The organism is Xanthomonas sp. CFBP 8152 (genome assembly GCF_014199025.1).
GTDB classification, from domain to species: domain Bacteria; phylum Pseudomonadota; class Gammaproteobacteria; order Xanthomonadales; family Xanthomonadaceae; genus Xanthomonas; species Xanthomonas arboricola_B.
Window position 1 is genome coordinate 1 of the sequence record NZ_JACHNO010000010.1, and the last position, 13,198, is coordinate 13,198.

Annotated in this window: 16 protein-coding genes; 11 read left to right on the forward strand and 5 right to left on the reverse strand. The window is 60.9% G+C overall.

Going from position 1 to position 13,198, the window contains the following annotated elements:
• The 5 genes from FHT09_RS19725 to FHT09_RS19745 form a co-directional block, all read right to left on the reverse strand.
• The coding region (locus FHT09_RS19725; RefSeq protein WP_260283700.1) for a MobA/MobL family protein at positions 1–347 on the reverse strand (347 nt) is incomplete at its 3' end.
• A 104-nt stretch (positions 348–451) separates the two neighbouring features.
• The gene (locus tag FHT09_RS19730; protein WP_104607285.1) at positions 452–952 is read right to left on the reverse strand and encodes a hypothetical protein; all 501 of its coding nucleotides are present in this window, start codon (positions 950–952) and stop codon (positions 452–454) included.
• 28 nt (positions 953–980) lie between these two features.
• Complete coding sequence (locus tag FHT09_RS19735) at positions 981–1,316, reverse strand: hypothetical protein (RefSeq protein ID WP_225306965.1); 336 nt, start codon at positions 1,314–1,316, stop codon at positions 981–983.
• A 36-nt stretch (positions 1,317–1,352) separates the two neighbouring features.
• The gene (locus tag FHT09_RS19740; RefSeq protein ID WP_104607284.1) at positions 1,353–1,790 is read right to left on the reverse strand and encodes a hypothetical protein; all 438 of its coding nucleotides are present in this window, start codon (positions 1,788–1,790) and stop codon (positions 1,353–1,355) included.
• 414 nt (positions 1,791–2,204) lie between these two features.
• On the reverse strand, positions 2,205–2,375 hold the full coding sequence (locus FHT09_RS19745) for a hypothetical protein (protein WP_181141451.1): 171 nt from the start codon (positions 2,373–2,375) through the stop codon (positions 2,205–2,207).
• Between the two features lie 650 nt (positions 2,376–3,025).
• Here FHT09_RS19745 and FHT09_RS19750 point away from each other — a divergent pair.
• The 11 genes from FHT09_RS19750 to FHT09_RS19800 all read left to right on the forward strand — a co-directional run bounded on the left by FHT09_RS19750 (position 3,026) and on the right by FHT09_RS19800 (position 13,182).
• Positions 3,026–3,346 carry a helix-turn-helix domain-containing protein gene (locus FHT09_RS19750; protein WP_026064459.1) on the forward strand — a complete coding sequence of 107 codons (321 nt, stop codon included), beginning with the start codon at positions 3,026–3,028 and terminating at the stop codon, positions 3,344–3,346.
• An 18-nt stretch (positions 3,347–3,364) separates the two neighbouring features.
• Positions 3,365–4,228 carry an ImmA/IrrE family metallo-endopeptidase gene (locus tag FHT09_RS19755; RefSeq protein ID WP_016903076.1) on the forward strand — a complete coding sequence of 288 codons (864 nt, stop codon included), beginning with the start codon at positions 3,365–3,367 and terminating at the stop codon, positions 4,226–4,228.
• A gap of 6 nt (positions 4,229–4,234) precedes the next feature.
• Positions 4,235–4,789, forward strand: a complete 555-nt coding sequence (locus tag FHT09_RS19760; RefSeq protein ID WP_155410687.1) for a hypothetical protein — start codon at positions 4,235–4,237, stop codon at positions 4,787–4,789.
• A gap of 132 nt (positions 4,790–4,921) precedes the next feature.
• Entirely contained in the window at positions 4,922–5,824 is a 903-nt protein-coding gene (locus tag FHT09_RS19765; protein ID WP_146096584.1) for a hypothetical protein, read from the forward strand.
• Between the two features lie 581 nt (positions 5,825–6,405).
• Positions 6,406–7,938, forward strand: a complete 1,533-nt coding sequence (locus FHT09_RS19770) for an aldehyde dehydrogenase family protein (RefSeq protein ID WP_104607282.1) — start codon at positions 6,406–6,408, stop codon at positions 7,936–7,938.
• Positions 7,939–8,272: 334 nt separating this feature from the next.
• Positions 8,273–8,557 (forward strand): DUF4190 domain-containing protein, encoded by a 285-nt coding sequence (locus FHT09_RS19775; RefSeq protein ID WP_104607281.1) that lies wholly within the window; start codon positions 8,273–8,275, stop codon positions 8,555–8,557.
• Positions 8,558–8,559: 2 nt separating this feature from the next.
• Complete coding sequence (locus FHT09_RS19780) at positions 8,560–9,327, forward strand: class I SAM-dependent methyltransferase (RefSeq protein WP_181141450.1); 768 nt, start codon at positions 8,560–8,562, stop codon at positions 9,325–9,327.
• A gap of 5 nt (positions 9,328–9,332) precedes the next feature.
• Positions 9,333–10,388 (forward strand): quinone-dependent dihydroorotate dehydrogenase, encoded by a 1,056-nt coding sequence (locus tag FHT09_RS19785; RefSeq protein WP_104607279.1) that lies wholly within the window; start codon positions 9,333–9,335, stop codon positions 10,386–10,388.
• On the forward strand, positions 10,385–11,437 hold the full coding sequence (gene murB / locus FHT09_RS19790; RefSeq protein ID WP_104607278.1) for a UDP-N-acetylmuramate dehydrogenase: 1,053 nt from the start codon (positions 10,385–10,387) through the stop codon (positions 11,435–11,437). Before FHT09_RS19785 ends, murB begins: the two co-directional genes overlap by 4 nt.
• Positions 11,431–12,342, forward strand: a complete 912-nt coding sequence (locus tag FHT09_RS19795; protein WP_104607277.1) for a DMT family transporter — start codon at positions 11,431–11,433, stop codon at positions 12,340–12,342. The genes murB and FHT09_RS19795 overlap by 7 nt, the downstream gene beginning before the upstream one ends.
• A gap of 135 nt (positions 12,343–12,477) precedes the next feature.
• Entirely contained in the window at positions 12,478–13,182 is a 705-nt protein-coding gene (locus tag FHT09_RS19800; RefSeq protein WP_104607276.1) for an aspartate/glutamate racemase family protein, read from the forward strand.
• Positions 13,183–13,198: the final 16 nt, after the last annotated feature.

The following is a 13,198-nucleotide window of genomic DNA, read 5'->3' on the forward strand; positions in this document are numbered from 1 at the left end:
TGCGCCGGGCCGTCCAGCGCTTGATCTCTTCTTCCATCACTTCGCTCATCGGTGTCTCCTTCGGGGAAAGTAACACCTGAGCAGGAATTCAGTGGATCATTACAGTTGCAGCGTCGCTCTGCTGCTTCTGCAGCGGCCCAAAGTGCTTGCGGGTCATCGGCCCATGCCGGCGAACTAAGTGGCGCCAGGCAACGCGATTGAATGATGCCTGCCCTACCCCGGTAGTCGTGGCGAGCGTCCGACTTGGGATCGGTAAGCAAGTAGCCGCCGCGATATGCCGCTGCGGCAATTGCGGAATGGCCTTTTGCTCGGCTGTAAGTTTTGATGCGGGTGTGATGGATGGCCATGTGTGTTTCCTGAGTCAGAGTTCATCAGTTCTGACTCAAGATTTCGCGAAGCGAAAGGGCTAAAAACACTTATTTTTTAGGGATTTTTTCTGCCTATTATGGAATTACCGCGAACTCCGGTCGACTTCAAAAAGCTGACCCAGGCTCACGAAAGGTTGCGACGGGTGATAAAGCTCAGCACTCCATTTAGCAAATCGCCTTACTGCTCCATGAGGTGTCTCTCCAATGAACTGCCCTTTCATGCCGAAGGCAAACTTGTCGGCAACGCCCCAACGGTCCGGAATGCCACCGACCAGCACGACACCTGAGGGCGTCACCGACAACGAGGCCGTCTCCAAGGTTTGGTGTACCGGCACAGCTCCCTGGGGCACGGCCGCGAACCAAGCAAATGGCTCGGCCAGCGTCAGGCAAGGCGGCATACCTTGGACCACCTTGAAGACCGTCCCGACACGATCTCCTTGCAGCATCACGAAACATGGGGTGGGATCACTAGGATCCGCTTGGTTATCGACGAGCAGAGCCCAAGCTTCCCGAAACAGAAAAATGCTCCCAGGTGAAAGATCCTGCGGGATCCGCTCTGCAAATGCCTCTGCGGGAAAAGTCATCGTGCACCTCGACTTTGAACTGATGGGATCAGCTATTCCAACGACGACGCAGCAGCACAACCAAGTCTTCGACCATGCGCTGCGCATCCATGGATAGCGATTGCCTAACTCGATGGGCCGGTGAAAGGAGCACGGGGGCTTGGTGCTCACCTTGCCGGTAAGGCACCTGCATGTTGTTGGGACTGGCCTCGTGCTCGGCGCGGGTCATCCAAGCACCAGCATGCTCTCCCAACAATCGCACCGCAGGAACGACATGGCTAAGCCGTTCGGTTGGATCAATATGAGCCAGGAGCCAAGAGGCGTAGCTGATCGCAGCTTCCAGCTTTCCGGCGATATCTTCTTCTACGACGACCGATAGCCCCATACCGCGCCCTGGTGACCGTAAGCGTCGATAGGAAGCCTAGGCCTTTTTTGAAACGAGTTCCAAGCGGCGTTCAGTTCGCTCGATGAGAGACCGCTGACGCTCGATATATGCTGCGCCCTTCCGAAGACGCACGATCATGCCAAGGGGATAGATCACACATCCGTAGATCGATAGGCCAAGCAGTCCCAGGCCTGGCGCAATCCACTTGGCTCCGTCCGTCATGAAGGCCAATGGGGCAAGCATGATAGCAATGCCCAATATCCCAAAACAGCACAGCACTTGGACCAGCAGGAACTGCATGACGTGGAATTTGTCCTGTCCAAGGCGCTCAATCTTCCGCAGCTCAGCTCGATTGATGGCGAGGCCAACCCGGTCGTTCCAGAAAATCGCTTTGCCGTAAGCCCAACGCGCCAAATGGATCACCATTGAAGCCACAATGCCGCCGATTACAGCTTGCGCCAACCAATTGGTCATAAGTCACCTCAGTAGCCAGAAAAATAGATGGAACGGCTCACTGCCCCGTCTTTTTTAACCGATGAGCTACAAGCCCTTCCGATGCATTAGCAAAAAGGGTGCCGGTGAACACCGACACCCTAAGGTCAAGCATCAGCTGGTATGACACGCATTTGCGCAGTAGTAGCAACCGTTGATCCGATTTTGCGGCCAGCGAGCCTTTGCGTTTGTTACAGCCTGTTGGCAAGTAGCGTGAGAACCAAGACTGACTTGATTGACCGGCTGCGGCATGTAGGAGCACCCGGTCGTGGTGTTGTGCACCTCATGATCGCCATTGGTCTGGGCATTTTTATTGATGATGAAGTTAGGCAAAGCGCTTCTCCTTAGAGGGACAAATGATCGAATTGGTGGTGCTCGCGCACCCCCTTCGACCCTTCACTTTTCCTTGCGAACGCCCTTGAAAGGCACTTTGTCTGATTTGACATCCATAAAGCGCCCAGTTTCGGTATCGCGCTTAACGAAATTGCCTGCAGGAGTTTGTGTTTGCGAGCGGTTACGCACCGCGCCATTGCGGTGACCGTCGCCTTTCGGTGGATTAGTAGCCATTGATGTTCTCGGTAGTTAAGGAAGAAAGCACAAGAGGTCGCCCGATCTTGACCGTTAAAGGCGGGGCAGCAGACGCTACCCCGCACCTTCCCTGACTAAACGTCAGGGACCCAGATCGGCCAAGCTTTCAAGCCTGCAGCAGAAGCGTGGAGCTTCTTGCCATTCTTCAAAGTAATGACTGCTCTGAAGATGAGCTTGTAGCCAGGACGAGGGGTAGCGGTCGTTGTTGACACGGCCGTAAATCCTCTTGGTTAAGGGCGCTCATCCGACAACTTCGAGACTGGTGTATTGACACCCCTTGCGAGGGCGCTATACTTTTTCGGCTGTTTACGAGGCAGCCAATCTCAAAGACCCCACCGACTGACGCCATGCGTGTGAGGTTTGTTTTGCAGCAGTGGTCCCTACGACCACTACATGTTGTGTTGCAATTTCAGTGACTCCAGGTATCTAGGGGCTCGACCAATGGTCGGGCCCTTTTGCGTTGGACTCTAGAGCCCCAGGGCATATGTGCTATGCGCCACCTCTTTTTAGCATTACTTTTTGTTCGGTGCAGCGGATTTTGGTCATCTTGCCTATGAATTTCGCTGTCGTCAAACTTTTTGTTCGGTATAGTGGTACCTGGCGCTGTGCCGGCCGATGAGGAATAGTCGATGACAACGAATTTTGGCAATAAAATCAAGAACTTAAGAAAAGACAGGGGAATGACGCTTGACGCACTCGCGGCAGCGGCTGACATGAGCAAGAGCTACTTGTGGGAGCTGGAGAACCGAGACTCCCCTCGCCCATCGGTTGAGAAGCTCGCGTCACTCGCCAAGGCGCTTTCGATGGATGTGTCCTACTTCCTGGACCAAGAGGCGACCAGCCCTGAAGAGCGGCACCTGGACCTGGCCTTCTTTAGGAACTATGGAGAGCTTGACGCGACAGCCAAAGAGCAGATGCGCAAGATCATGGAAACCTTCAAGAAGTCTTAGCCTGCCAAGGATCGGCCGATGACAAAGGATTTGCTTACACCCTCCAAGGCAGCCTTCCGGCTAACGCATTTGCTCAATGCGGTGTCAGCGGCGCATGGGGACCCCCGCTTTCCGGTTGACGTCGTTGCTCTGGCCAAGGGGACGGCGGAGATCTTCCGATGGGATGACCCCATCACCAATGTCGAATCGGCCGACATCAAATCGTTTGAAGGCGCACTTTTCCCGAATGACACGCGCAGCAAGTGGATGCTGCTTTACAACCAGACATTGAAATCCGCTGGTCGCATCCGATTCACGCAAGCTCACGAGCTTGGCCACTACCTGCTGCATCGACAAGACCGCATCGACGGCTTTCAGTGCGCCACGCAAGACATGGTGAGCCTGACGGAGCAAGAGGCGTCGATGGAAGCCCAGGCCAACGCCTTTGCTGCGACCTTGCTCATGCCGCTGGATGACTTCCGCGAGAAAACCCAAGGTGGCGCCGACTTTGAGGTGCTCGCTCAGTGCGCCGATCGATATGGCGTATCACTGACTGCTGCTGCATTGCGCTGGATCGACCACACTGACCAGTGCGCCGTGCTCATCTCACACACCGATGGCTTCATCAATTGGTCGGTGTCGAGCAAGTCAGCTAGAGCCGGTGGCGCCTTTTTTCGGCCGCGCAGAAGCGTGGTTGCAGTTGGCCCTCAAACTCTAGCGGCCAACGATCAAATCATCCACGAGCGATTAGGTATGGAGCTTCCGGCCAATGCATGGTTCGAGCATGCCGAGGATGGACTTAGTCTCAAAGAGATGAAGATTACTGCCGACCAGTTCGACTACACCCTAACCCTCCTCCTGCTGCCCATGCGCTCACGAGTTTGGGAGCCGTGGAAAGGCTAAACACGCTTGACAAGTCTGATTTTTGGCCTACCAAAGCATACCCACCGGAGGCCTGAAATGTTTTTTCCAAGCTTGCAAGACGCCAATGATGCCATCGAGCCGTTTGGCATGAGTCTGACCCGCGCTGGCGACGGGGTCGTTCTTGAAGGAGACACCAGCTGGCGTGCATGGCGAGCGGGAAGCGAGTCTGCTCGATTTCAGACCTTAGGACACTTCTGGGCCGAGTGGACTTGGTATATCGCGTTTGCGCTCGAAAACGAGCGGAAGAGATCACGCTTCATGGATGTCTTCATGGATGCGGATCTTGCAACTCAAGTTTCATTGCTTGACGCGCTACAAAGCTACGAAGGTCTTGCCGGGAAGAAAGGCGGTTGCGTTCTAAGCTCACTTTTAGCCGGTCCAATCATAACGACAGAATGCATCCCATCTGACTGGTCTGATCGCTTGCTCCGATGCTTTCAAGATGAAGGTGAGGGCGCCGTTTTCGGTGGTGGGAAGCTTCTGCAAGCGATTGGTCGTCGTTACCCCGACGCTTTGCGCATCTATCGAGAGAGCTTGTAGCGTAGCTGGTGATTCGCTCCTGGGACGCGACAATGCTATGTTCGCGCTTTCAGATTGAGGTCTCCCGATGGGGCCGAGCGATGACATCTCTTCTAAAACGACGCCAACCGACCCCATGCACTTGGCGCTCCTTTGGACAATGCAGCGCACCAAGACTATGACGAGGAGAGCTACACCTCTACCATCCTAGGCGGAACAGCCATAGCGGCACCATTGCTCGCTGCCTTTGAAGGTCAAACCTCGGGCACCAACGCGGATTTTCGGTTTGGAACATTTCGGAAGAACGGCGGGGCCCAGACGCCATTGAGCGAAACCGCTACAGGGGCCGATTTTTGCCTCGTCATTGGCCATGATGACGAGTGCGCAAAAGTTGCCATTTTTCAGGCCAAGAAACTAGACCCTGCAGAAGATGAGCACCTTTTATCCGTGCGAAGGGGACCGGCGAAATCATCGAATGGCCATTACCAATTCACCATGTTGTTGGCTTTTACTTGCCGTTTAATGGCAAAGGCTGGGATGCCTTCATATAAGATTTTTGACAAAGACCCGGATACACTCACAGCAGCAACACGACTTGTATCTTTGTCGAAAGGGCATATCAACGCACTCGTTGAAGAGATCAGCTGGGTGCACTACATGATCTATCACAATGGATCCGCAACGACTCTCCCCCTTAACCATCTAGACGAGGCATGCTTTCTGAGCGAGGTCTACAAACATCGTCAGTATTCGCATCGCCTAGGGGGACCGCGTTTAGGTTTCGTAGAGATCGTAAGTGGGGCGTTGCACGGAAGCACTGGGGGGTGGCTATTAGTTCCGCGCATGGTCATTAAAGCGTTTTTGCCAGAGCTTATAGAAATGGGCGCTATTGTTGTTGTGGATGACAAGGGTGGCGTAGGGCTTACGCCGGACTTCGAGTGCATCAACTTAGCCTCTGTCCAGTCTTTTAATAGTATCCAGGCAAAACCGCAGGGCGCTACCGCCGTCAATGCCATGATCAGCAGGCCTCAAAGTGCGCCTAGAAACGGGATGTGATCAGAACCACACAGCGTAAACAGCGTAGATGCCCCGCGCGCGCTCGGACAAATATTCAACCTCCGAAGATGGAAACCAACACGCCAAATAGATTAACTCTGAAGCCACCGTGCCGCTGGCTATCGCTTGCGTCAGCCAATTGGCCATGAGTCATCCTGGGCAGTGATTTCAGCCGAGTTATGTCACACATCCTGCGACACCATCCGCCCGTTTTTCAGTGCTCCGGCCGATTCAAAATGGGATTGCCTAACTGTCTTCTTAAGATTGATTGGATTAGGCAAAGCCACCCAATTTATCTGGAGTTCATTTTATTTGCGTGAGATATCTCTCACTTTCCGCCCTTTTGTTACTTTTAAACACTACAAGAGGTTAGATCGGCTGAGAGTGCGCTCTCAATTCCCCCTCTTCCTTAGGAGGGGGACGCTCTATCCAGCTGAGCTACGGGGCCAAGGTGGGCATTGTCGCACGATCGTTGCGATTGCCAAGCCGGTGGGTGGTCGACGGAGCCTGCTAAAATCGGCGGCTACCCGTGTCGCGGGGGCCCTGGCCGCCGCGCGACCGTCCCGACCTTTGGAGATCCCATGTCCGCTGACCTGCTCAAGGCGCTCGACCTCGCCGCGTCCAATTCCGGCACCTATCTTGGCGAGGCGACCTGGTCGCAGGCCACCGGCGCCGGGGTGCTGCAGCCGCTGAATCCGACCACCAACGCGGTGATCGCCGAGGTGCAGGCGACCACGCCGGAAGACTACGAGCTGATCGTCCAGCGCGCGCAGGCTGCCTTCAAGATCTGGCGGACCACGCCGGCGCCGCGCCGTGGCGAAGCCGTTCGCCTGTGTGGCGAGGCGCTGCGTGCACACAAGGATGCGCTGGGCTCGCTGGTGGCGCTGGAAATGGGCAAGAGCAAGCCCGAGGGCGATGGCGAGGTGCAGGAGATGATCGACATCGCCGACTTCGCGGTCGGCCAGAGCCGCATGCTGTACGGCTACACCATGCACTCGGAGCGGCCGGGCCACCGCATGTACGAGCAGTACCAGCCGCTGGGCCTGGTCGGCATCATCAGCGCGTTCAACTTCCCAGTGGCGGTGTGGGCGTGGAATGCGTTCCTGGCGGCGATCTGCGGCGATATCTGCATCTGGAAGCCGTCCAACAAGACCCCGCTGACCGCGATCGCGACGATGAAGATCTGCAATGCGGCATTGAAGGACGCTGGCTTCCCGGACATCTTCTTCCTGATCAACGATGCCGGCACGGCGCTGTCGCAGACGTTGGTGGAAGACGGCCGCGTGCCGCTGATCAGCTTCACCGGCTCGACCCAGATCGGCCGCGTGGTTGCGGAAAAGGTCGCCCACCGCCTGGGCCGTTGCCTGCTGGAGCTGGGCGGCAACAACGCCATCATCCTGGACGACACCGCCGACCTGAAGCTGGCCATCCCGGGCATCGTGTTCGGCGCGGTGGGCACCGCCGGGCAGCGCTGCACCACCACGCGCCGCCTGATCGTGCACGCCTCCATCTACGACAACGTGCTGGCCACGCTGGTCAAGGCGTACAAGCAGCTCGACAGCAAGATCGGCGACCCGACCGACCCGGCAAACCTGATGGGCCCGCTCAACAGCCAGGGCGCGGTGGAGCAGTTCCTGGCCTCGATCGCCAAGGCCGAGGCCGCCGGCGGCACGGTCGAAGTGGGCGGCACCGCGATCGACCGCCCGGGCAACTTCGTGCTGCCGGCCATCGTCACCGGGCTGCAGAACAGCGACGCGGTGGTGCAGCACGAGACCTTCGCGCCGATCCTGTACGTGATGAAGTACAGCACGCTGGACGAGGCGATCGAGCTGCAGAACGGTGTGCCGCAGGGCCTGTCGTCGTCGATCTTCACCCAGAACCTGAAGGCGGCCGAGAAGTTCCTGTCGGCCGCCGGCAGCGACTGCGGTATCGCCAACGTCAACATCGGCACCTCCGGTGCGGAGATCGGCGGCGCATTCGGTGGCGAAAAGGAAACCGGCGGTGGCCGCGAATCCGGCTCGGATGCATGGAAGGTCTACATGCGTCGCCAGACCAACACGATCAACTACTCCGACTCGCTGCCGCTGGCGCAGGGCATCAAGTTCGATCTCTGATCGACGTGCAGGCGCGCCGGGCGTTGAGCCGGCGCGCTGTCGCGAGCATGCCGGACCACGGCTGTTGCGCTGCGCCCGCGCCCGGCTTCCACAATCCCCAGCGGCCTGGTGCCGATGCCCTGGTCGTGGGCGTGAACCGCGCGGCTGCGCCTTGCCTCGGCGCCCGACATTTTCATCGAGCGCTCGGCCGGGTGGCCAGACACGCAGCCTCGCCCATTCCCGTCAAAACAGGCCACGCACCGCGTCTGCCCGCAGACGGCACGCCATTCGGGCGGCGGCTCTGGGATAATCGGGCCACGCCAGCCGTCGGCTGCCGCCATTTCAGGAGTTCATGATGAACGTCGTCGTTCGACAGACCAGCGCCATGGCCATCGTCAGCCTGGTCTCGGGCATCCTCGGCTGGACGCTGATCCCGTTCCTCGGCAGTCTCTGCGCCATCATCACCGGCCATCTGGCGCGTGGCGAAATCCGCCGCAATCCGCAGGGGCTGGACGGCGACGGGCTGGCCATCGGCGGGCTGATGCTTGGCTGGCTGGCGGTTGCGCTGTGGGTGGCAGGGGTGGCGATCTTCATCCTGTTCTTCGGCGGCCTGGCCTGGCTTGCGGCCGCCAACAGTTGAGCATGGCCGCGCCCTCCTCCGCCCAACGCTTCAACGACCGCGTCGCGGCCTATGTGCGCTACCGGCCGAGCTATCCGCCGCAACTGCTGCGCTGGCTACACGAAGCGCTGGGCGTGACGCCGGCCACCGCGGTGGCCGATATCGGTGCCGGCACCGGCATCTCCAGCCGGCTGTTTCTGGAGGCCGGTTATCCGGTCACAGCGGTGGAACCCAACCCGGCCATGCGCGAAGCCGCGCAGCAGTGGCTGGCGGAGTTCCCCAGGTTCCGCGCGGTCGACGGCACCGCCGAGGCCACCGGTCTGGCCGATGCCAGCGTCGGCTTGGTGTCTGCGGCGCAGGCTTTCCACTGGTTCGACGTGCAGGCCGTGCGCGCGGAGTGGGCACGCATCCTGCAGCCCGGCGGGCTGGCGGTGATCTACTGGAACAGCCGCGAGCTGGACACCACCGACTTCCTGCGCGGTTACGAGCAACTGCTGCTGGACTACGGCACCGACTATTCGGCCGTGGCCGAGCGCTATCAAGACGATGCCACCATGCAGGCGTGGTTCGCTGAGGGCTTCCGCGCGATGGCACGCTTTCCGAATGTGCAGCGGCTGGATTTCGATGCCTTGCGTGGCCGGCTGTTGTCGTCGTCCTATGCGCCGCTTGCGCACGACCCGCGCCATGCCCCGATGCTCTCCGCGCTGCGCACGCTGTTCGATGCGCATGCGCGCGACGGGCTGATCGACTTCCAATACCAGACCCGGGTCTTCGCCGGGGGATTGAACTGACCCGCATGTATTCGCTTGCCCGCCCATTGCTGTTTTCCCTCGACGCCGAGCGCGCCCATGCGCTGGCATTGCGCTCCATCGATGCCGCCTACCGCACCGGCACCACGCCGCTGCTGGCCAAGCGTCCGGCGCCGCTGCCGACGCCGGCCTTCGGTCTGATGTTTCCCAATCCGGTCGGGCTCGGTGCCGGCCTGGACAAGAACGGCGAGCACATCGATGCGCTGCTTGCGCTGGGCTTTGGTTTTGTCGAGATCGGCACGGTGACGCCGCGGCCGCAGGAGGGCAACCCCAAGCCGCGCATGTTCCGCTTGCCGGAGTATCAAGCGGTGATCAATCGCATGGGCTTCAACAACCTGGGTGTGGATGTGCTGGTGGCCAACGTGCAACGCGCGCGTCGTCGCGGCGGCCTGCTCGGCATCAACATCGGCAAGAACAAGGACACGCCCAACGAAGAGGCGACCAGCGACTACCGCTATTGCATGGAGCGCGTGTACCCGCTGGCCGACTACATCACCGTCAATATTTCTTCGCCCAACACCGCCGGCTTGCGCGAACTGCAGGAAGAACAGGCGCTGCGTCGGCTGATCGCCGATCTGCGCGACACCCAGGAAAGCCTGGCCGCGCAACACGGCAAGCGCGTGCCGATGCTGGTGAAGGTGGCGCCGGACCTCAACGACCGCGACATCGATGCGGCCGCGCGCGTGCTGGCCGACCTGGCGGTGGATGGCGTGATCGCCACCAACACCACGGTGACCCGCACCCTGATCGCCAACCATCCGCTGGCTGCCGAGGCCGGCGGCCTGTCGGGCGCGCCGCTGCTGGGGCAATCCACGCTGGTGCTGCGCCGCCTGCGCGCACGCCTGCCCGAGTCGATTCCGTTGATCGGCGTGGGCGGCATCAACTCCGGTGCGGACGCGGTGGCCAAGATGGCGGCCGGCGCGACCCTGGTGCAGTGCTACAGCGGCCTGGTCTATCGCGGGCCCCCGCTGATCGGCGAATGCGTGGCGGCGATCCGTCGCCGCCGCGAAGCGCCCAGCGGCGGTGCGGTGTCGCCGCTATGAGCGAGGCAGCGCAGGCCGGCTGGCGCTTGAGCGAACACGCGCCACTGCGCGCGCTCAATACCTTTCATGTGGAGGCCACGGCGCGCTGGTTGCTCGGCATCCACGCACCCGATGCATTGCCGCAGGCGCTGGCAGCGCCGGAAATCGCCGGGCAACCGCTGCTGGTGTTGGGCAGCGGCAGCAACGTGCTGCTGGCCGGCGACCCGCCGGGCTGCGTGCTGTGTTTCGAAAACCGCGACATCGCCATCATTGCGCACCACGCCGACCATGCCATCGTGCGCGCCGGCGCAGGCGTCAACTGGCATGCGTTGGTGCTGTACTCGCTGCAGCAAGGCTTGTCGGGATTGGAGAATCTGGCCTTGATTCCCGGCACGGTCGGCGCCTGCCCGATCCAGAACATCGGCGCGTACGGCGCGCAGGTGGGCGACTTCATCCACGTGGTGGACGCTTTCGATCTGCACGCACGGCAGTTTGTGCGGCTGACCGCGGCCGAGTGCGCCTTCGCCTATCGCGACAGCGTGTTCAAGCGGCAGCCAGAGCGTTATCTGATCGTCGCGGTGGAATTCAATCTGCCGCTGCTGCACGAATTGCGGCTGGACTATGCAGGCATCCGCGAGGAACTGGCCGGCATGGGCGCCGAACTGGCCGGCGCCGCCGATGTGGCGCAGGCGGTGATCAACATCCGTCGGCGCAAACTGCCGGACCCGGATGTGCTCGGCAATGCCGGCAGCTTCTTCAAGAATCCGTTGCTGCCCAGCGAGCAGATTGCCGCACTGCAGGCCACCTTTGCCGATATGCCGGTGTATCCCGGCGAACAACCCGGCCAGGGCAAGTTGTCGGCGGCCTGGTTGATCGAGCAGTGCGGCTGGAAAGGCCGGCGCGAGGGCGATGCCGGGGTGTCGCCGGACCATGCGCTGGTGCTGGTCAATTACGGCACCGCCAGCGGCGCGCAGCTGCTGGACTTTGCGCGGCGCGTTGCCGAATCGGTGCGCGAGCGTTACTCGGTGATCCTGGAGCCGGAGCCGCGCATCATCGGAGCGCATTGGTGACAGCGCAGCAGGCATCACGACGTGCTGCGCTGTGGATGCTCACCAGTACCTTCGCCTTCGGCCTGATGGCCATCTGCATCCGGCTGGCGTCGGGCACGATCGCCACCACCGAAATCGCGTTCTTTCGCAATGCGTTCGGGCTGTTAGCGTTGTTGCCGCTGATCCTGCGCCCCGGCAAGGCGCTGCCGCGCACGCGGCAATTGCCGCAGTACCTGGCACGCACCCTGATCGGCCTGGCCTCGATGCTGTGCGGGTTCTGGGCGATCGGCCATCTGCCGTTGTCGCAGGCGATCTCGCTGTCGTATTCCACCCCGTTGTTCGTCACCGTGCTGGCCGTGGTATGGCTGCACGAACAGGTGCGCATGCGCCGTTGGCTGGCAGTGGCGGCAGGCTTTGTCGGCGTGCTGGTGATCCTGCGGCCGGGCTCGTCCACATTCACGCCCGGCCTGCTGATTGCGCTGCTGGCAGCGGTGATCAGCGCCGTGGTGGCGATCCAGATCAAGCAGCTCTCGCGTAGCGACGACTCGGACACCGTGGTGTTCTATACCTACGTGTTCTGGGTGCCGATGTCGCTGATTCCGGCGCTGTTTCAGTGGGCCTGGCCGCAGGGCATCGCCTGGCTGTGGCTGGTGGCCACTGGCATCTTCGGCACCGCCGGGCAGTTGTTCTGGACACGCGCGCTCAAGCTGGGCGAGGTTTCCGCACTGCAGCCGATCAGCTTCATGCAGCTGCCGCTGGTGGCGCTGCTGGGCTGGTGGCTGTTCGGCGAGGCGATCGAACGCCATACACTGATCGGTGCGGCCATCATCATCTGCGCCAACGTCTACATCGCCCATCGCGAAAGCGTGCTGGCACGTCGCGCCGCCACGCATGCCCCGGTGGAAGGCGCAAAACCGGGCGAATGATCGATCGTCCGCAGGCAGCCTCACCGGCGCAGGAGAGTGTGGGGCGACGATGCCGACGTACACTGCGCTGTCCGCGCACCCCAGGCATCGACTGGACGATACGCACTTTCGTTGACTGCTCCAAGGTGAGGTCGCATGCCGGTTCCAAGCAAAACCATCGGCCTGATCGGCGGCATGAGCTGGGAATCCACCCTGCCCTACTACCGCATCATCAACCAGCGGGTGCGCCAGGCCTGCGGCGGCCTGCACTCGGCCAAGCTGTTGCTGTACAGCGTCGATTTCCATGAGATCGAGCGCCTGCAACACGCCGGCGACTGGGACGGCGCAGGCCAGGCGATGGCGGCAGCGGCGCGCTCGCTGCATGCCGGCGGCGCCGACTTCCTGGTGCTGTGCACCAACACCATGCATTGCGTTGCCGATGCGATCACTTCCGCAACGCCGCTGCCGTTGCTGCATATCGCCGATGCCACCGCCGATGCGTTGATTGCCGCGGGCCTCACCCGGGTCGGGCTGCTCGGCACGCGTTTCACCATGGAACAGCCGTTCTATCGCGCGCGCCTGGCTGCGCGCGGCCTGCAGGTGCTGGTACCGCCGGCGGATGCACGCGTGCAACTGCATCGGGTGATCTACGACGAACTCTGCCAGGGCATCATCCGGCCGGAGTCGCGCGGCTATTTCCGCCAGGTCATGGCCGACCTCGGCCAGGATGGTGCGCAAGCGATCATCCTGGGCTGCACCGAGATTTCGCTGCTGGTGGACAGCGGCGATGCGCAGCTGCCGTTGTTCGACACCACCGCACTGCATGCCGAAGCGGCCGCGCACGCAAGTGTGCACGACTGATCGGCAGCGAAGGCGC

Bases quoted from the DNA above. Each gene is read 5' to 3' on its own strand.
- FHT09_RS19745 (WP_181141451.1), bottom strand. From the start codon at position 2,375: ATGGCTACTAATCCACCGAAAGGCGACGGTCACCGCAATGGCGCGGTG.
- FHT09_RS19750 (WP_026064459.1), top strand. From the start codon at position 3,026: ATGACAACGAATTTTGGCAATAAAATCAAGAACTTAAGAAAAGACAGG.
- FHT09_RS19780 (WP_181141450.1), top strand. From the start codon at position 8,560: ATGGCCGCGCCCTCCTCCGCCCAACGCTTCAACGACCGCGTCGCGGCC.
- murB (WP_104607278.1), top strand. From the start codon at position 10,385: ATGAGCGAGGCAGCGCAGGCCGGCTGGCGCTTGAGCGAACACGCGCCA.
- FHT09_RS19800 (WP_104607276.1), top strand. From the start codon at position 12,478: ATGCCGGTTCCAAGCAAAACCATCGGCCTGATCGGCGGCATGAGCTGG.
- FHT09_RS19740 (WP_104607284.1), bottom strand. From the start codon at position 1,790: ATGACCAATTGGTTGGCGCAAGCTGTAATCGGCGGCATTGTGGCTTCA.
- FHT09_RS19770 (WP_104607282.1), top strand. From the start codon at position 6,406: ATGTCCGCTGACCTGCTCAAGGCGCTCGACCTCGCCGCGTCCAATTCC.
- FHT09_RS19735 (WP_225306965.1), bottom strand. From the start codon at position 1,316: ATGGGGCTATCGGTCGTCGTAGAAGAAGATATCGCCGGAAAGCTGGAA.
- FHT09_RS19775 (WP_104607281.1), top strand. From the start codon at position 8,273: ATGAACGTCGTCGTTCGACAGACCAGCGCCATGGCCATCGTCAGCCTG.
- FHT09_RS19730 (WP_104607285.1), bottom strand. From the start codon at position 952: ATGACTTTTCCCGCAGAGGCATTTGCAGAGCGGATCCCGCAGGATCTT.
- FHT09_RS19755 (WP_016903076.1), top strand. From the start codon at position 3,365: ATGACAAAGGATTTGCTTACACCCTCCAAGGCAGCCTTCCGGCTAACG.
- FHT09_RS19785 (WP_104607279.1), top strand. From the start codon at position 9,333: ATGTATTCGCTTGCCCGCCCATTGCTGTTTTCCCTCGACGCCGAGCGC.